Source organism: Edaphosphingomonas fennica (assembly GCF_003034225.1).
GTDB classification, from domain to species: Bacteria; Pseudomonadota; Alphaproteobacteria; order Sphingomonadales; family Sphingomonadaceae; genus Sphingomonas_E; species Sphingomonas_E fennica.
In genome coordinates this window covers 78828-96515 of sequence record NZ_PHHF01000071.1, presented here as the reverse complement: position 1 = coordinate 96515, position 17688 = coordinate 78828, and the positions used below count along the sequence as shown (strand labels likewise).

The window sequence follows — 17688 nt, the reverse complement described above, 5'->3', positions numbered from 1 at the left end:
GCCCTTGCCAAGGGGGCGTCCACATATGAATCACATTCCCGACGCCAAGGGAATCCTGTTTATGGGTCCCGACCCTAGCTCAAGGATTTCAGGCCGGCCGATCGGTCCAAGTTCCGGGACCTGCAGGATAGGATCATCACCATGCGGAAAAATGCGTCGAGCTTCCTCCTCCTTCTCGCCGCCGTCGCGGCGCCCGTCGCCATCGTCGCGCCGGCGGACGCCCAGCTCCTCAACCGCTTCATGTTCCGCGGGCTGGAGAAGAGCGACATCGCCGCGCTCCAGCCGGTGATCCGCGATAGCCTGTCCGAAGACGCGATCGGCGCCACCCGGCCGTGGAAATCCACCAGCGGCAAGGAAGGCTATGTCCGCCTGCTGGATGGCGGCGCAAAGGCGGGATCGAACCGGGGCACCGTGCGGATCACGCTGATCCGCGCGGATCAGACGACAGACAGCATCATTTTCCAGTATCAGCAGGACGCCAAGGGCGTCTGGCGCACGGTGGGTTGAAGCACGACGCTGGAAAGGCATGGCTTTTCGATGAATGCCGTTTGTCGAAAGGCGCTTGCCGGATGGCGATCGGCCTCCATGGTGCGGCTCCCCACACCATAATCGGGTCGATCCATGCGCCTTTCCACCACCGTTACCCTTGCCGCCTGCCTGCTGGCGGCCCTCCCCGCCGCCGCCCAGAAACCCGAAGAGCCCGCCAAGAACGCGCCCGACAGCATCGAGAAGAAGGTCGCGACCGAAATCGCCGCCAACTGGGCGACCGCGCCTGTCGAGGAAGTCGCCAAGTCCAAGAACATGAAGGTTTCGGTCGGTGGGCGGAGCATCGGCTACACCGCCACCGCCGGCACGCTCACCATCCGTGACGCGAACGGCAAGCCCACCGCCAGCATCTTCTACACCGCCTACACGGCACCGTCGTCGAACGGGAAGCGGCGCCCGGTGACCTTCCTCTACAATGGCGGCCCCGGCTCGGCGAGCCTGTGGCTGCGCATGGGCTCCTTCGCGCCGATCCACGTCCGCACCACCGATCCCACCTCGGTGGCGCCCGCGCCCTTCGATGTCGGCCCCAATGCCGATACGCTGATCGGCAGCACCGACATGGTGTTCATCGACGCGCCGGGCGCCGGCTATTCGCGCCCGCTGGGCGATACCAAGCCTTCGACCTTCTACGGCGTCGATCAGGATGTGGACGCCTTCGCCAAGGCGATCACCCGCTACATCGCCAAGAACAAGCGCTGGGGCGATCCGAAATATATCTTCGGCGAAAGCTACGGCACCACCCGCTCGGGCGCGCTCGCCTACAAGCTGGAGGATGAGGGCGTCGCCCTCAACGGCGTGATCCTGCTGTCCTCGATCATGAACTACGGCATCCGCCAGTCCGGCTTCGATACCATCCACATCGGCTACTTGCCGAGCTATGCGGCGACCGCCTGGTATCATAACCGCGTGGCCGACAAGCCCGCCGATCTCGCCAGCTTCGTGGAAGAAGCCCGCGCCTTCGCCAACGGCCCCTATGCGGCCGCCCTCCTCAAGGGGCAGGACATCACGCCCGAGGAAGAGGATTCGATCGCCCGGCAGCTCAGCCGCTTCACCGGCCTGTCGGTCGATTATCTGAAGCGCGCCAACCTGCGCGTCGATCTCGGCCGCTTCCGCAAGGAATTGCTGCGCGACCAGCGCGCCACCGTCGGCCGCTTCGATTCCCGCTACATGGGCATCGATGACGACGCCGCCGGCGAGGAGCCGGAATATGATGCGTCGAGCACCGGCATCACCGGCCTCTATGTCAGCAGCTTCCAGGATTATCTGACCCGCGAGCTGGGCTATGAGACGGAGCTGACCTATCGCGGCAGCGCCCGCGACGGCGGCGACTTCAAGTGGGACTGGTCGCACCGCGCGCCCGACGGCCGCACCCAGAATGTCGCGGACGTGACGGCCGATCTTTCGGCGGCGATGCGGATCAACCCGCATCTGCGCGTGCTGTCGCTGAACGGCTATTACGACATGGCGACGCCCTTCTTCTCCACCGAGCGCGACCTGAAGCACATGATGCTCGCGCCCAACCTGCGCCAGAACCTGCAGTTCCGTTATTATCCGGCGGGCCACATGGTCTATCTGAATCCGGATGCGCTGCACACGATGCGCGTGGATCTCGAGCGCTTCTACGCCGAAGGCGCGCGCTGATCGGTCGGCGGCGCCGGGCTTCCGATCGAGGCCCCGGCGCCGCCCCCCTTCTTTCCGAGGATTGACCTCGGCACGGGGCCGTGACGATATCGGCCGATGGACGATATCGAGCTGTTCCGGCGGATGGCGCTGGCGATTGCGATCGGCGCCGCGATCGGCATCGAACGGCATTGGCGCGAGCGTGACGAGGCGCGCGGCCAGCGCACGGCGGGGCTGCGCACCTTCACCCTCATCGGCATGCTGGGCGGCGCCGCCGGCCTGATCGAGCGCGACCTTACCGGGCAGGCGGCGCCCACCGGCCTGGTGCTCGCCACCTTCTTCCTGGTGCTGGCCGGCGCCGTCACCCTCTATCAATATCGCGAAACGCAGGACGAACAGTCGCACAGCGTCACCACGGTCGTGGCGGCGATGCTCACCTTCGCGCTGGGCGCGCTCGCCATGCTGGGCAGCATGGCGGTGGCCTCGGCCGGGGGCGTCGCGCTGCTGACGATCCTGTCCAGCCGCGAATTCCTCCACCGCGCGATGCGGCGGCTGCGCTGGGCGGAGCTGCGGTCGGCGGTGATCCTGCTCGCCCTCACCTTCATCGTCCTGCCGGTGGTGCCGGCCGATCCGATCGGCCCGTTCGGCGGCATATCGCCGGCGCGGACGCTGACCCTGGTGATCGTCCTCGCCAGCATATCCTATGGCGGCTACATCGCCGTCCGGCTGCTGGGATCGGCGCGGGGCGAGCTTGTCGCCGGCGCGGTCGGCGGCATCGTCTCCTCCACCGCCGTCACCATCACCAACGCCCGCCGATCGGCGACCGAAGCGCCGGACAAGGCCAGCGGCGAGGCATTGGCGGCGGGCGCCGTCAGCGCGGGCGCGATATCCTTCCTCCGCACCGCGCTCCTCGTCGGCACGCTGGCATCCTCGCTGGTGCCGCTGCTGGTGGCGCCGCTACTGGCGGGCGCCGCCGTGATGATCGGCTATGCGGCCTTCCTCGCGCGGCGCGGCGCCGCCAGCCACCCCGAGCAGCGGCACAAGAATCCGTTCGAGCTCGATTCCGTGGTCCGCATGGCGCTGCTGCTGGTGGGCGTCGCCTTCCTCGCCCAGGCGGCCAGCCAGTTCTTCGGCGATGCCGGCCTGCTCGCCATATCCGCGCTTTCGGGCCTGGCGGACGTCGATGCCGCGACGGTGACGGTAACGGGCATGATGGACCGGCTGGCCCCCCAGGTCGCCGCCCAGGCGATCGCGGTCGCGCTCTTTTCCAACGTCGCGGCGAAGGCGGTCTATGCGGCGGTGCTGGGATCGGCCCCCTTTCGCCTCCACATGGCGCTGGCCTCGCTGATGGCGGCCGCCGCGACGGGCGCGGTGCTTTCCCTCACCACCGGCTGAACGCCCCTTCCGTCCTCCCCGCCGGAAGGCGTAGAGGGGCCTCGGAACGGCCGCCCCCGGTGCGGCGGCCCGGCTAAGGAAGGACGGGACATGACGGGAACGGTGTTCATCACAGGCGCTACGGCGGGCATCGGCGCGGCGGCCGCGCGGCGCTTCGCGGGCGCGGGCTGGAAGGTGATCGCCACCGGCCGCCGCGCCGACCGGCTGGAGGCGCTGGTGGCCGAGCTGGGCGCCGACAAGGTCCACCCCGCCCTCTTCGACATGCGCGACGAAGCCGCGATCGACCGGGCCATCGCCGCCCTCCCCGCCGGCTTCCGCGACGTGGACGTGCTCATCAACAATGCCGGCCTCGCGCTCGGCACCGCCCCGGCGCAGGTTTCCGACCTCGGCCAGTGGCGGCAGATGATCGACACCAACGTCACCGGCCTCGTCACCATCACCCACCGGCTGCTGCCGCTGCTGATCGAACGCAGGGGCGCGATCCTGAACCTGAGCTCGGTCGCCGCGACCTATCCCTATGGCGGCGGCAACGTCTATGGCGGCACCAAGGCCTTCGTTCGGCAATTCTCGCTGGGCCTGCGTTCGGACCTGCACGGCACCGGCGTGCGCGTCACCTCGATCGAGCCGGGCATGGTGGAAACCGAATTCACCACCGTGCGCACCGGCGGCAATCAGGCGGCCTCGGACGCCTTCTACAAGGGCGCGCATCCGATGACCGGCGAGGATATCGCCGAAACCCTGTTCTGGGTCGCGACCCAGCCGAAGCATCTCAACTTCAACAGCATCGAACTGATGCCCGTCACCCAGTCCTTCGCCGGCTTCCAGGTCGCCCGCGACGCCTGATCCGCCAAACGGGAAAGCCCCGCCGATGGGCACCGGCGGGGCTTTTCTTATGGAAGGATGGCGGGGCAGCCGCCGATCATCCCATAAATATCCTGTAATATATCAGGCGTTCGGCGAAGCTTCGACCGATGCCTCGACAGACGCCTTGCGCGGCTTCGCGCGGAGCACGCCGGGCCGGCGATATTCGGCCATCATCGCGAATTTGGGCTCGCTGCCGGCCAGCTCCGCAATGGTCTTGGCGGCGCGCTTGGTGATCTGGCGAACGCGCTCCTTGGTGACACCGGCCTCCTCCTCGACGAAGCTGGGCGTCGCGATGTCGAACAGGCGCGCCTCGACGATCTCGCGGTTGCGGACGAGCCGCTGCTCCAGCTTCTCCAGTTCCTCCGGCTCGATGCCGTGGACCTTGGAACGGAAGCGGACCGGCAGGTGCGCGGCGATATCGGACGGCTGCGGCTGGGGCGCGCGCTTCTTGGGGCGCGGACGGCGGCGGAGCTGGTTGATCGCGGTGGTGCGGAGATGCTCGACATAGCTGTCGACCAGCGATTCCGTGGCGCGGCGGGCGAGATAGTCGGAAGCGCCGGCTTCGGTGTGGGCGAGGGCGTCCTCGTCCTCGATCACCGCTTCCAGCGAGGCTTCCTCGCCGTCATTGCCCTGGATCATGGCGTTGAGCGAGATGGTGGTCGCATCGACCTTCTTCGCCGACGGGCGCTGATCGGTCATCAGACGGAAGCGAAGGCTCTGCAGTTCCCCCCGGATCTGCCAGTTCACGAAGGTCGTGAACTGGGCCTTCTCTGGCTCATAGGCCTGGATGGCGCGGTGCACCGCGATGGCGCAGACCTGCTCGGCATCATCCCAATGGCCGCCCAGGCCATATTGGCGGATGAAGTGGCGGATGCGCGGCGCGATCAGCTTGAGAATGCGGGCAAACGCCTTGTCCACCTCGGCGCGCTGGCGGGCGGTGGGCCGCGCATCGCCTTCCGGGGTGTTCGCGATGACGACCGCGACGGCGGCCTCCAGCGCGACAGTGGTCTTCGACATGTTGTGCCTCCCTGTTCAAGGGGCCGCCTGCGCATCCGCATGCTGTCCCTCACCGGGGGCCTATGTCGCCGACAAAGGTTAACAAAGGTTCTTATCCCATATGGATTGCGGCCATTTCTCCCATATTTTTTGCAGGAGAGACAAATCCGGCGATCGCGGGATTTCAGCTTTTGGATTCAAGGACCTGGAAGCGATCCGGGCGCAGATTGCGGCCGACATAGTCGAGCAGCCAGGCGCGGTGCGCGCTGCTGGCATCGCCGGCGGCGGCGATTCGTTCGCTCGCGCGGGCAGTGCCGACCTGGGCATTCAGCAGCAGGCGGGCGCGATCGGGATCAAGGCCGCCATTCCTGAGGAATCGCGCGGCGTCGCCCAGCCCGAGATGATGGCCGAGATAGGCGATCTCCGCGATCGCCTCCGCCCCCTCGCCCACGCGCAGCCCGCGTTTTTCGAGCTGGTCGATGTTGGACCGGGCATAATCGGCGATCGCGTTGATCGAGGCGTCGCCATCGTAACGCAGCGCCAGCAAGGCGGAGCGCGCATCGTCGCGCACCTTGCCAGCGGCGTCCAGCCAGCCATTGGCGCGCGCCACCGTGTTGAGCCAGGTGCCGGGCCGTTCGGTCTCCCCCTGCCAGGTGCCGGCGAGGAACTGGCCGAGGCCGGCGGCGCTGGATCGCGGGTTGCGCGAATATTCCAGCCAGCGCCCGTCATTGTCCCGCGCGGATTCGGCATTGACGATCGCCGCCAGCGCGGCAGCGGGAATGCCGGTGCGCGCGGCCGCCGACTGCAGCGTGGCACGATAGCGCGCATTGGGGCCGAGGCCGCCCACCCCGCCAGCGTCGCCGTCGTCCCGACGGCCATCGCCATCACGGCGCCGCGCGGACGCCATGTCGCGCCCGCCATCGCCATAAGCGATCGGGGGCTGGGAGGGTTGCGGCGACGCCATTGCCGGCGCGGCGCCCCGCGCGTCCAGCCCGCCACTGAACATCGCGATCAGCGAATCCAGGCTGAACTCGCTGCCCGCGCCGCCAGTGCCAGCCACGGCCGCGCCGTCGTCCCCGGTACCCAGCGCCGCCTGCCACAGGCGGCTGGAAAGCTGCGCCCGCGCCTCGGCCAGGATCAGATCGGCCCGCTGACGGGCATCCACCTGCTGGATGTCGCCGTGCGGGCCGTCCAGCCGCCCGATCATGGCGAGCGCCGCCGCACGGGCCCGCGGCCGAGCGCGAAGGCGGTGGCGGATCGATCGTCGAGCTGGGCCTGCTCCGCATTCTCCCTGGCCCGCTCGGCCTCGGTGCGGAAGCTGTCGGCCGCGGATTCGATCGCCTTGAACGAGCTGTAGGCCGCCATCGCCTTGTTGCGCAGCCGGCCGAGCTGGGCATCCACCACGGCCTGGTCCTCGCGCAGGCGCGCCCGCTGCGCGCACATGCGTTCGACATAAGCGTGGGAGGAAAACAGGATGTCGCCGGCCGCGATCCGCGCCTCGCGCTCCATCGCCGCCTCCACCTCGGCGCGGTTGTTCTCGATCTGGACGAGCTGGCTCACCTGCACGCTGATCGCGACGCGCACGTCGTCGATCTCGCGCTGCTGCACGCGCATCGCGCCGTCATAGGGCGTCTTCATCGGGCTCCGGTCCCTCCATGATGGCGGCCAATGCGGCGAAGGCCTCGCCCGCATAGCCGCGTTCGTTCTTCGACTGGTTCAGCAGCGCCTCGATCCTCGGCGCCAGCAGCACCGCCTGATCCACCTCGGCGCTGGCGCCGGTGCGATAGGCGCCCAGCCGCACCATCTCCTCCATGTCTCCATAGGTGGAAAGCGTGCGGCGCGCGGCGAGACGCACCAGATTTTCTTCCTCGCTGTGCGCGTGGGGCAAGGTCCGCGACACCGATTTCAGCACGTCGATCGCCGGATAACGGCCGCGTTCGGCGATCCGGCGGGTGATGACGACGTGGCCGTCCAGGATGCCGCGCACGGCGTCCGCCACCGGCTCGTTATGATCGTCGCCGTCCACCAGCACGGTGAACAGGCCGGTGATCGATCCCTGCCCGGCCAGCCCCGGCCCGGCGCGTTCCAGCAGGCGCGGCAGCTCCGCGAACACGGTGGGGGTATAGCCCTTGGTGGCCGGCGGCTCGCCGCTGGCCAGGCCGATCTCGCGCTGGGCCATGGCGAAGCGCGTGACCGAATCCATCAGGCACAGCACGTTCAGGCCCTGGTCGCGGAAATATTCCGCCACCGCCAGCGTGGTCCAGGCCGCCTGCCGCCGCATCAGCGCCGGTTCGTCGGAGGTCGCGACCACCACCACGCTGCGGGCAAGGCCATCGGGGCCGAGATCGTCCTCCACGAATTCCTGCACCTCGCGGCCGCGCTCGCCGATCAGGCCGATCACGGCGACGTCGCATTCCGTCCAGCGCGCCAGCATCGACAGCAGGGTCGACTTGCCGACGCCCGAACCCGCGAACAGGCCCAGCCGCTGGCCGAGGCACAGCGGCGCGAAGATATCGAGCGCGCGCACGCCGGTCTCGATCTTGGCGCCCACGCGGGCGCGGGCGGAAGCGAGCGGCGGCATCGCCTTGATCGGGCGCGGCACGGCGCCCGCCAGCAGCACGCCCTTGCCGTCGACCGGGCGGCCGAGGCCGTCGATCATCCGGCCGAGCCAGGCGGTGGAAGGGCGCAGCGCGAACTGGCCGGCGGCGATATCCGCCCGCGCGCCCGATGCGATGCCCTGCGGATCGCTGAACGGCAGGCAGTGGGCGATGCCGCGATCGAGGCCGGTGACTTCGGCCTCCACGGTGCCACCGGGGGAAGCGACGCGGATGCGCGATCCGATCTGGGCGGCGCCGGCCAGCCCCTCCACCTCGATCAGCGCGCCGCGCACCGCCACCACCCGGCCGTAGCGGCGATCGGGCGAAAGCGCGCGCAGCCCCGCCTCGGCGGACGCGAGTGTCAGCACGGGCTGGGCCTCAGGCGACCGTGGCCACCGGCCGGGCCATCGCCTCGGCTTCATAATCGATCAGCCAGCGGCAATCGGCCAGCGCGCGATAGAAATCGGATGTCGCCACCTTCTGGGCGAAGCTGATGCACACCGCCTTGGCTTCCGGCGATTCCAGCGCCTCCATCAGCGCCTGCACCAGCGTGACGATCGCATCCTGGTGGCGCTGCTGATCGGCGCTGTCGATATAGGCCATCATGCAGGCGAAATAGAGCCGGCGGGCCGGCGTGTTCGCCTCTTCCGGGCTCATCACGTCGCGGCCGCGCAGCAGCGTGACGTTGTTTTCGATGCACAGGTCCGTGCGGCCGGCGGCGCGCAGCACCGCGCCGTTGACGATGATCTTCTCGCCGTCGCGAAGGGAAATGCGGAGCGCCATGTCCTGCCTCAAATGCCGTTTCCCGCATTATAGGATGGCGATGGCGGATGCGGCCCCCGCACCCGGAAAATTTTGCCTATATTTGGTCGGCTTCTTCTCCCTCCTACAATGATCGATGGAACAGGCATGTGCCCCCACGGCCGCGCCCGTCACCACGCATAGGAGAATCATGTGAGCCTCTATTCCGCTCTTTATGCCGGCGTCTCGGGCCTCGGGGCACAGTCCACCGCGATGGCGACCGTCGCCGACAACATCACCAACGTGAACACCGTGGGCTACAAGGGCACCACCGCCCAGTTCAGCACGCTGGTCACGAACAGCGGCACCAAGAACAGCTATTCCGCCGGCGGCGTCTCCGCGGCCCCGCAGGCGATGATCTCCGCCCAGGGCCTGCTCCAGTCTTCGGGCAGCCTCACCGATCTCGGCATCGACGGCGCGGGCTTCTTCGTCGTGCGCTCCAGCGCCGATCCGAACGCGCCGATCGCCTTCACCCGCGCCGGCTCCTTCGTGCCGGACAAGAACGGGCAGCTCTACAATACCGCCGGCTATTATCTGCAGGGCTGGCCGCTCGACGAGAATGGCAACTTCGTTAACAACGGCAACATGAACGCGCTGCGCCCGGTCGACATCAACGAGCTGAGCGGCGCCGCGCAGGCCACCACCAAGATCGCGCTGCGCGCCAACCTGCAATCCACCGCCACGCCGCCGACGACGCCGCCTTACGCCGCGGCCGGCGACATGATGAACGGCACGGTGGAACCGCAGTTTGAACGCTCGGTCGACGTCTATGACGCGCAGGGCAATGCCCACACCGTCTCCTTCGCCTTCGTGAAGACCGCGACGAACGAATGGGCGGTGGAAATCCATTCGGAAGGCAATCTGCTGCGCAGCGGATCGCTCGCCTTCAACGGCGACGGCAGCCTCGACGTCGCGGGATCGACCGCCGGCCTGTTCGACGATCTCGCCGTCAACTGGGGCAACGGGGCCGATGCCTCGCCGATCTCGCTCTCGCTGGGCTCGCAGGGCGGGCTCGACGGCATCACCCAGTTCAGCAGCGATTCCTCGCTGCTCTCGTCCAGCGTGAACGGCGGCATCCTCGGCGCCGTCGCCTCGGTGAACATCTCCGACAGCGGCGTCGTCAGCGCCGTGTTCGAGGATGGATCGACCCGCCCGATCTACCAGCTCCCGCTCGCCACCTTCCAGAACCCGAACGGGCTGACGGCGGTTTCGGGCAACGCCTACATCACCTCGCTGGATTCGGGCACGCCTTCGGTCAATCCGGCCGGCTCGCTCGGCTCGGGCAAGATCGCGGCCGGCAAGCTGGAAGCCTCCACCGTCGATCTCGCCGGCGAATTCACCAACATGATCCGCTTCCAGCGCGCCTACAGCGCGTCCTCCAAGATCATCACCACGGTGGACGAGATGCTGCAGGAACTGGGCAACATGAAGCGCTGATCCGCCTGATCCCGCCCGCCAGAAGACCATGAACGCCAGAGGAAACCGCCCGTGTCACTGAACGACATCCTGAACACCGCCGTGTCCGGCCTGTCCGCGTCACAGGCGGCGATGCGGACGGTTTCCAACAATATCGCGAACGTCAACACGCCGGGCTACGCGCGCGAGAAGGTGGCGGCGTCCAGCACGGTCAGCGGCGGGCGGACCAGCGGCGTCTATGTCAGCGAGCCTTCGCGCGTCGCTGACAAGTTCCTGGAGAGCACGGTCTACAACCGGTCGGCCGGCGCCGGCTGGGCGAAGACCGCCTCTTCCTATTTCGACCAGCTCGAATCCCTGCTGGGCGGCGTGGGATCGACGACGGGCCTCGCCGCCCGCCTCGCCGCCGTCTCCTCGTCCGCCACGCAGATGTCGAGCCTGGAGGCGACGCCCCAGTCGATCGCCACCTTCACCGGCAATGTCGATGACATGCTGGACCTGCTGAAGCAGCTTCGCGGCGACACCAACGGCCTGCAGGCCAATGTCGAGTCCGAGGTCAATTATACCGTCGATCGCACCAACACGCTGCTGAAGCAGATCCACACGCTCAACGATTCCGTCGCGCAGCGCAGGGCGCTGGGGCAGAGCACGTCGGGCATCGAGAATGAACGCGCCGCCGCGATCGAGGAACTGAGCGGCCTGATGAAGGTCACGGTGCGCGAGCAGCCGGACGGCCGCATGATGATCGAGGCCGACAGCGGCCAAGTGCTGCTCGACCGCCGGCTGCGCCAGCTCAGCTACAATAGCGGGCCGGGCGCCGCGCAGCCGCTTTATTCGGCGATCGACATCCGCTTCGCCAATAATGACGGCACGCTCGGCGCCTCCACCGGGCAGAAGATCGATTCCTCCGCGATCGGCGGCACGCTCGGTTCGCTGATCGACCTGCGCGACAATGTGCTGCCGGCCTATTCGGGGCAGGTGGGCGACCTGTTCTCCGCGCTGGCCGAGGGGCTGAACGCGGCCGCCAACGCCGGCACCACCGTTCCCGCCCCCGCCAGCCTGCAGGGACGGCAGACCGGGCTCGCCGGCACCGACCGGCTGGGCTTCACCGGCGCCGCCAGCTTCGCGGTCATGGGCGCGGACGGCACATTGCTCGCCAAGGTCGATGTCGATTTCGATGCGCTGGGGCCGACGGCCACGGTGGACGACGCGGTCGCCGCGATCAATGCCGGGCTCGCCGGCTTCGCCACCGCCTCCTTCGTCAACGGCCGCCTCAGCATCGCCGCCGATGCCGCGCCCAACGGCGTCGCCGTGGCGCAGGCCGAAGCCAACCCCGCCAGCCGCGCTGGTGTCGGCTTTTCGCATTATTTCGGTCTGAACGACGTGATCCGCAGCGATAGCGGCGCGATCACCCCATCGGGCTTCACCGCCGCCGACCCGGCCGGCTTCGGCGCCGGCGAGACCGCCGAGGTCGTGCTGCGCGACGCCGCCGGCCGGCCGATGGCGAGCTATACCTACACCGCCACCGGTGGCGAGACGTTCGGCGATGTCATCGCCCAGCTCAACGCCAGCCCGCTTTCCGGCTATGGCAGCTTCGCGCTCGACGATCGCGGCCGCATCCAGTTCACCCCCAATGCCTCGAGCGCGGGGGCGAGCATAACGATCCCGGCCGATTCCACCAGCCGCAACGGATCGGGCCTGTCCTTCTCCGACCTTGCCGGCAAGAGCGCGGTGGACGGCGCCTTCATCCGGCCCGACATCCTCGACAACACCGCCAACCTTCCCCTCGCCCGGCTGAACCTGGGTGCCGCCATCGGCGAGAAAGCGATCGGGCCGGGCGATTTCCGGGGCGCCGGCGGCTTCGTCGACAGCCTGACCAAGGCGATCGACCTCGGCAACAAGGGCAAGGCATCGGTGGACGCGATCACCAGCCAGTTCATCGCCGGCATCGCCACCAAGTCCGCCCAGTCGCAGACCAACCTCGATGCGGCGAGCGCGCGGCTGAGCGACGCCGTCGGCCGGCGCGACAATTTCGCGGGCGTGAACATCGACGAGGAGCTGGCCCAGATGGTGGTGCTCCAGAACAGCTATTCCGCCGCCGCCCGGGTCATGACCACCGCCAGCAGCATGTATGACACGCTGCTGGAGATGGTGGGCTGATCCGCGCCAGCCGCCACCGTCCTCCAGGGAGACAGCCATGAACCGCGTAGCCACTACCCAGCTCAACAGCGTGATGATGGGCAGCCTGCAGCGCACCCAGTCGCTGCTCGCCGCCGGCCAGGCCCAGCTCGCCACCGGCAAGAAGGCGCAGAATTATTCGCAGCTCGGCGGGGATGCCATCCGCGCCCTTTCGGCCAACGCCCTGCTGGAACGGCAGGAAGGCTACAAGGCGTCCGCCGGCAACACCACGACGACGCTGAAATTCTACGACGCGAACCTCAGCGACCTCGAAAAGTCGATGACGAACCTGCGCCAGAAGGTGATGGATTCGCTCGGTATTTCCGATGGCCGCGATCTGGCCGCCAACATCGAGGCCGCATTCGACGACTTCAAGACCATCATGAACACGAAGGTGAACGGCCGCTCGCTGTTCGGCGGCTCGCAGACCGATACCAAGCCGCTCAAGCCGGAAACGCTGTCCGACACGATCGGCCTCGATCCGGCCGATGCCTTCGCCAACGATCAGGTGCGCGGATCGGCCCGGGTGGGTGACGATCTCGATGTCGAATATGGCATCGTCGCCAGCGATTTCGCCGGCAAGTTCATCGATGCGTTCGGCGCGCTCGCCGACCTGGGCGAGCTTTCCAGCCCACTCACCGATGCGGAGCGCACTGCGCTGTTCGCCGCCGTCGATACCCTCGATGCGGGGCTGACGGACGTGCGCACCGTCAATGGCGAGAATGGCCGCAAGATGGCCTATGTCGAGCAGATCGGCAAAAGGGCGGAAGATCGCTCGATGCTGATGACCGAGGTGATCGGCGAGACCGAGAATGCCGATCTCGGCCAGGTCGCCGTCGACATGGCGCAATATCAGCTCACCCTCGAGGCATCCTATTCGGTGTTCGCCCAGCTCAACGGGCTTTCGCTGGTCAATTATCTGCGCTGACGGACGGGCCGGCCCGTGCGGGGCCGCGCCCCTCCCCCGCCTGTTTGCTTACCGCGGGTCGCAACCGTCGGCAGCAAGGGCGCCTCGTCACGGACGGGGCGCCCTTTTCCTTTGGGGCGGCATGGCATGACGCACCCGCCTGTTTCGTCCCCGGCGCTTCTGCTACCGCCGGCCGATGACGCTCCGCATCACGATACCCGACACGCCGTCCGACGCCGATCGCGAGGCCATTCTCGCTCCCTTGCGCGCCTTCAATGCCAGCCGCGCGGGCGACCCCGGCCTGCGCCCGGTGGCGATCCTGCTGACGGACCAGGCCGGCCGGGATGTCGGCGGCCTGTGGGGCAAGATCGCCTATGACTGGCTGTTCGTTGAACTGCTCGCCGTGCCGGAGGAGTGGCGCGGTGGCAATTACGGCAAGGCGCTGATGCAGGAAGCCGAAAGCATCGCCCGCGCCCATGGCTGCGTGGGGATGTGGCTGGACACCTTCGAATTCCAGGCCCGCGGCTTCTACGAGAAGCTGGGATTCGAGCTGTTCGGCGAGCTGGAGGACCATCCGGTGGGCCAGCGCCGGTTTTTCCTGCGCAAGCGGCTTCAGGAACCGGCTGGGCAGATGCTCGGAAATCAGGGCTGAATTTGCCTCATCCGTGGATGGGCTGCCAGGTAGGACAGGTCACCGTTAGGCAACGCTCCGCATCCTCCATTCCCCGTGCCCCATAAGGGTGGCCCCGCAAATCCCCCTCCAAACCGGGTAGTTCTACCGATTGGCCCTCCGGGGCGCTTTTGCGAGACTCGCGCCAACGGCTCCACAGGATCCGGGGAGTTCGCCATGAAGCGTGCCGGTTTCACCCTCGCCGCCCTCCTGCTCGCAGCATCCTGGGGACAGGCGGCCTTGGCCCAGAGCGAAAGCGGCCAGAACGACGCCAACAATCCGCTGACGCCGAAGATCACCTTCAACATACACGATTATTACGTGCCCAAGCTGACCGACGTGCCGGACGAGGATGCCAACCAGCTTCTGTTTCGCGGGCTGATCCCGCACAAGACCTTCGGCCGCGGACAGCTTCTGCGCTTCACCCTGCCGCTCGTCACCACGCCCACAGCATCCGGCCACGCCACCGCCTTCGGCGATCTCACGTTGATGGACATCATCCCCTTCAAGTCCGGGAAGATGGAGCTGGGAGTGGGGCCTCTGCTCGTCGCCCCCATTGCCGGCAAGCACGTCACCGGCAGCGGCAAGTGGCAGGCCGGCGCCGTCGGCCTGCTGATCGCGCCGCAAAAATGGGGGCTTATCGGCTCGCTCCTCACCTACCAGCATTCCTTCGCGGGTGACGACGACCGGCCCGAAACCTCGCTGATGACCTTCCAGCCGCTGCTGATCTACAACCTGCCCAAGGGCTTCTACATGCGCTCCACCGGCACCTGGACCTTCGATCTGGAAAAGGCCGGCGACTATATTCCGCTGGGCCTGGGCGTGGGCAAGGTGTGGCAGGTGGGCAAGACCACCATCAACGGCTTCGTCGAACCGCAATATTCGGTCTGGACCAACGGCGCCGGCACGCCGCAATGGCAGATCTTCGTCGGCCTCAACTTCCAGTTCGCCCTCGCCGCCAAATAGCGGATCGGGCCGCGCCCGACGGGTCTTACGCCCCCCTGGGGCCGGGCGTTGCGGCCTTGCCGGCGGGAATCGGCCCGGCATCGACCAGCTCGGCGATCTCGCCGGCCGGGCTCACGCTGGGGATGGCGGCCATCGCGCGCGATATCGCGGCGGGGTCGACCGATCCCACCGTCCCGGTCAGCATCTCGAACACCGGCGCGGTCGGCAGGCCCTGGAAGGACGCGGCATAGCGCGCCCGGAGCGCCGCCAGCCCATCCTCCTGCCCCAGCATCGCCAGGGACACGGCATAGCGGAGCAGCACCGCCTGATCGACGTCGCTGATCCTGCCGGCGCGCGGCAGCGTGGGCGCCATCTCGCTGGCCAGCGCCGCCCAGTTGCGGTTCTTCCACAATATCTCGACCCGCAGCGGGCCGGCGCCCGGCACGTCCTGCAGCACGGCGAACGCCTCGTCCACCTTGCCGAGCTGGCTGAGCGCCACCGCCTCCACCCGCTTGCGGGCGTGGATCATCTCGTCGGTATAGGGGTTGGCGGCCGTCCTGCGCAGCGCCGCCAGCGCGCGATCGGGGCGCGCCGCGAGGATGTGGAGCGTCGCCACCTTCACCGAAAGCGGCCCCTGCGCGATATCGCGGGTGCGCACGAAAAGCTGGTGCTCCAGAAGATCGCCGGCGCGGGCATAGAGGCCGGAGGCCTGCAGCCTGTCCGCCAGCCGCGTCACCAGGAAATCGCCTTCCGCGCCGCTGGGCGCCAGATCGCGATAATCCCAATAGAGCCCGGCCGCCTGATCCAGCGGCAGCTTGCTGGCGGGATCGAGCGCGGAGGCGAGCTTCGCCTGCAGGCCCGGAACGAAATCCGGCCCCTGCCGGCTGGGCTGGAAGAAGCGGAACAGGGTGGCGCCGGTGCTGAGCGCGCCCTGCAGATTGTCCATCTCGCTGTTCAGGCGATAGCTGAGGCGCAGCGCCCGTTCCTCGACCTGATCGCCGCGCCACACATAGCGCAGGGCATCCAGCTTCTTCAGCGCGGCCGCCGGCGTCAGCGCATGGCTGGCGGTTTCCGCCTCGATCAGGCTGAGGCGCGCATCCATCCGCTGGCCCATCGTGCCGCTCTTCTCCACCCGGGCGAAGCGCAGCCGCGCCTCGTCCGACCGGCCGAGCGCCAGATAGGCACGGCCGCGATAGAGATTGGCGGCGGGATCGCGATCGGGGGTCAGCGCCAGCCAGTGCAGCGCGAAATCGGGGCGGTTGCTTTCCACCGCCGCCCGCGCGGCCGCGATGATGAAGGGCTGGCGCGCGTCGCCCTTGCGGGCGTCGATCGCCGCCTTGGCGCAGGCCACCTGCCCCATCGCCGCTTCGGCAAAGCCGGTTTCGGCCAGCGTGCGCAGGCGCCAGGCACAGGCTTCGGGATTGTTGACGAGGCCCGGCCCCGTCAGCAGCGCGAAGGCATCGGCCGGGCGCGCCATCATCGTCAGCGCGGCCGCGCGCGCAAGGTTGAAGGCATCGACCATGGCGAGATCGGGATCGTCCTGGCGCATCACGTCCAGCACGCCGATCGCCTCGGACCCGCGCCCGCGCCCGATCAGGCTGCGCGCATAATCCCAGCGCGCCTGCTGCCGGCCGGAGGCGGAGGCCCGCGCCAGCATCCGCCAGGCCACGTCCTCCGATATGATCTTCCAGGCGGCGGGCATGGAGATGTCGGGCTGCTGGGCGAGATCGGCGGCGAAGCCCGGCAGGCGCGCCATCTGCGGCGGCGCCGGGGTGGAGGCGATCGCGACATCGTCCTCGGCGGCCGACGCGGCGGTCGGCGCCGGGGGCGGCGGAACCGTGGGCGCCGCGAGCGCCGCGGCGGAGGCGAGCAGCAAGGGCAGCTTCATCACGGCTGCACCTCGAACAGGCCGAAGGCGCCGATCAGCGCGCCGCCGATGCCGCAGCCCAGGATGAACAGCAGGGCGAGCGCGATGGTCGGCAGCCCCGTCGCGGCCGGCGGATCGATCAGCGCGTCGACGGCGTCGGCGGTGGCGGCAACGATCTCGCCCGCGGCCGCGTCATCGGCTTCCCGGTCGCCGCGCCGGCGGCGGGGGATCGCGGTCGTTTGACCCGAGGATACGACCCTGACTCTCTCGGGCTGCTGATCGCGGCTCATCTAGGCACCTGCTTCACACATTTTCATCCTATTATAGGAGATAAGAGCGCGCCGCCGGATTCGCGGCCCAACAATTGAGCAGGCCGAACCGCCTGTTGCGGAGACCTAGATGCGCAAGACTGTCGTGACCGCAGCCACCGCTCTTTCGGCGATGACCAGCGGCAGCGTCGCCGGCGCCGCCGATGCCGGATCGCCGGTGGCAGGCGGCGAATCCCATTTCGTGCAGATGGACCGGATCGAAACCCCGATCTTCAGCCCCAGCCGGATCGAAGGCTCCTTCCAGCTCTCGCTGGTGCTGGAGGCGAAGGATGCCGCGGCCGCCAGCGCGATGCAGGATGAAATGCCGCGCCTGCGCGCCGCCTCGCTTGCCGCCACGCTGGAATTCGCGCGCCTCTATGCGTCCGAGCTTACCGCCGTCGATGCCGAACGGCTGAGCGCGGACGTCACCGCCTCGCTCAAGCGCGTCAATCCGGGCATCGCCCGCGTGCTGATCGTGAAGGTCGCCGCCCTGCCCGTCGCCTGACTGGCTTCGGCCGGGCAATCCGACCGATAAGAGAAAAAGCCCCGGTCCGGTCTCGTGCCGAACCGGGGCTTTTTCA

17 protein-coding genes are annotated in these 17688 nt (G+C 68.3%); 10 read left to right on the top strand and 7 right to left on the bottom strand.

Annotated elements, in window-relative coordinates:
• Window positions 1-141 precede the first annotated feature (141 nt).
• From CV103_RS17085 to CV103_RS17070, 4 genes are all read left to right on the top strand, one after another.
• Window positions 142-507 carry a hypothetical protein gene (locus CV103_RS17085; RefSeq protein WP_015458082.1) on the top strand — a complete coding sequence of 122 codons (366 nt, stop codon included), beginning with the start codon at window positions 142-144 and terminating at the stop codon, window positions 505-507.
• A gap of 114 nt (window positions 508-621) precedes the next feature.
• Window positions 622-2187, top strand: coding sequence for a S10 family peptidase (locus tag CV103_RS17080; RefSeq protein WP_015458083.1), 1566 nt, complete (start codon window positions 622-624; stop codon window positions 2185-2187).
• 96 nt (window positions 2188-2283) lie between these two features.
• Window positions 2284-3561: an MgtC/SapB family protein gene (locus CV103_RS17075; protein WP_107395639.1), complete on the top strand. Its 1278-nt coding sequence runs from the start codon at window positions 2284-2286 to the stop codon at window positions 3559-3561.
• A gap of 90 nt (window positions 3562-3651) precedes the next feature.
• On the top strand, window positions 3652-4404 hold the full coding sequence (locus CV103_RS17070; protein ID WP_015458085.1) for an SDR family NAD(P)-dependent oxidoreductase: 753 nt from the start codon (window positions 3652-3654) through the stop codon (window positions 4402-4404).
• 102 nt (window positions 4405-4506) lie between these two features.
• Here CV103_RS17070 and CV103_RS17065 read toward each other — a convergent pair whose 3' ends face one another.
• The 5 genes from CV103_RS17065 to CV103_RS17045 form a co-directional block, all read right to left on the bottom strand.
• A complete protein-coding gene (locus CV103_RS17065; protein WP_107395638.1) occupies window positions 4507-5442 on the bottom strand; it encodes a sigma-70 family RNA polymerase sigma factor in 936 nt (311 codons plus the stop codon).
• A 163-nt stretch (window positions 5443-5605) separates the two neighbouring features.
• Window positions 5606-6628 carry a peptidoglycan-binding protein gene (locus tag CV103_RS17060; RefSeq protein WP_107395637.1) on the bottom strand — a complete coding sequence of 341 codons (1023 nt, stop codon included), beginning with the start codon at window positions 6626-6628 and terminating at the stop codon, window positions 5606-5608.
• On the bottom strand, window positions 6625-7059 hold the full coding sequence (locus CV103_RS17055; protein WP_015458088.1) for a hypothetical protein: 435 nt from the start codon (window positions 7057-7059) through the stop codon (window positions 6625-6627). Before CV103_RS17055 ends, CV103_RS17060 begins: the two co-directional genes overlap by 4 nt.
• Window positions 7043-8386, bottom strand: a complete 1344-nt coding sequence (fliI, locus tag CV103_RS17050; RefSeq protein ID WP_107395644.1) for a flagellar protein export ATPase FliI — start codon at window positions 8384-8386, stop codon at window positions 7043-7045. Before fliI ends, CV103_RS17055 begins: the two co-directional genes overlap by 17 nt.
• 10 nt (window positions 8387-8396) lie before the next feature.
• The gene (locus CV103_RS17045; RefSeq protein WP_107395636.1) at window positions 8397-8801 is read right to left on the bottom strand and encodes a flagellar biosynthesis repressor FlbT; all 405 of its coding nucleotides are present in this window, start codon (window positions 8799-8801) and stop codon (window positions 8397-8399) included.
• Between the two features lie 171 nt (window positions 8802-8972).
• On the opposite strand from CV103_RS17045, the gene flgE reads away from it, so the two are divergent.
• The 5 genes from flgE (at window position 8973) to CV103_RS17020 (ending at window position 14953) form a co-directional block, all read left to right on the top strand.
• Entirely contained in the window at window positions 8973-10256 is a 1284-nt protein-coding gene (gene flgE / locus CV103_RS17040) for a flagellar hook protein FlgE (protein ID WP_015458091.1), read from the top strand.
• A 51-nt stretch (window positions 10257-10307) separates the two neighbouring features.
• Window positions 10308-12392: a flagellar hook-associated protein FlgK gene (gene flgK, locus CV103_RS17035; protein ID WP_107395635.1), complete on the top strand. Its 2085-nt coding sequence runs from the start codon at window positions 10308-10310 to the stop codon at window positions 12390-12392.
• A gap of 37 nt (window positions 12393-12429) precedes the next feature.
• Entirely contained in the window at window positions 12430-13338 is a 909-nt protein-coding gene (locus tag CV103_RS17030) for a flagellin (RefSeq protein WP_015458093.1), read from the top strand.
• A gap of 175 nt (window positions 13339-13513) precedes the next feature.
• A complete protein-coding gene (locus CV103_RS17025) occupies window positions 13514-13969 on the top strand; it encodes a GNAT family N-acetyltransferase (RefSeq protein ID WP_107395634.1) in 456 nt (151 codons plus the stop codon).
• Window positions 13970-14164: 195 nt separating this feature from the next.
• Window positions 14165-14953, top strand: a complete 789-nt coding sequence (locus CV103_RS17020) for a hypothetical protein (protein WP_107395633.1) — start codon at window positions 14165-14167, stop codon at window positions 14951-14953.
• 25 nt (window positions 14954-14978) lie between these two features.
• Here the strand turns inward: CV103_RS17020 and CV103_RS17015 are convergent, their stop codons facing one another.
• Both CV103_RS17015 and CV103_RS17010 read right to left on the bottom strand, forming a co-directional pair.
• Window positions 14979-16820, bottom strand: a complete 1842-nt coding sequence (locus CV103_RS17015) for a hypothetical protein (RefSeq protein WP_107395632.1) — start codon at window positions 16818-16820, stop codon at window positions 14979-14981.
• Complete coding sequence (locus CV103_RS17010; protein WP_015458097.1) at window positions 16820-17089, bottom strand: hypothetical protein; 270 nt, start codon at window positions 17087-17089, stop codon at window positions 16820-16822. The genes CV103_RS17015 and CV103_RS17010 overlap by 1 nt, the downstream gene beginning before the upstream one ends.
• A 109-nt stretch (window positions 17090-17198) precedes the next feature.
• On the opposite strand from CV103_RS17010, the gene CV103_RS17005 reads away from it, so the two are divergent.
• Window positions 17199-17612 (top strand): hypothetical protein, encoded by a 414-nt coding sequence (locus CV103_RS17005; RefSeq protein ID WP_015458098.1) that lies wholly within the window; start codon window positions 17199-17201, stop codon window positions 17610-17612.
• Window positions 17613-17688: the final 76 nt, after the last annotated feature.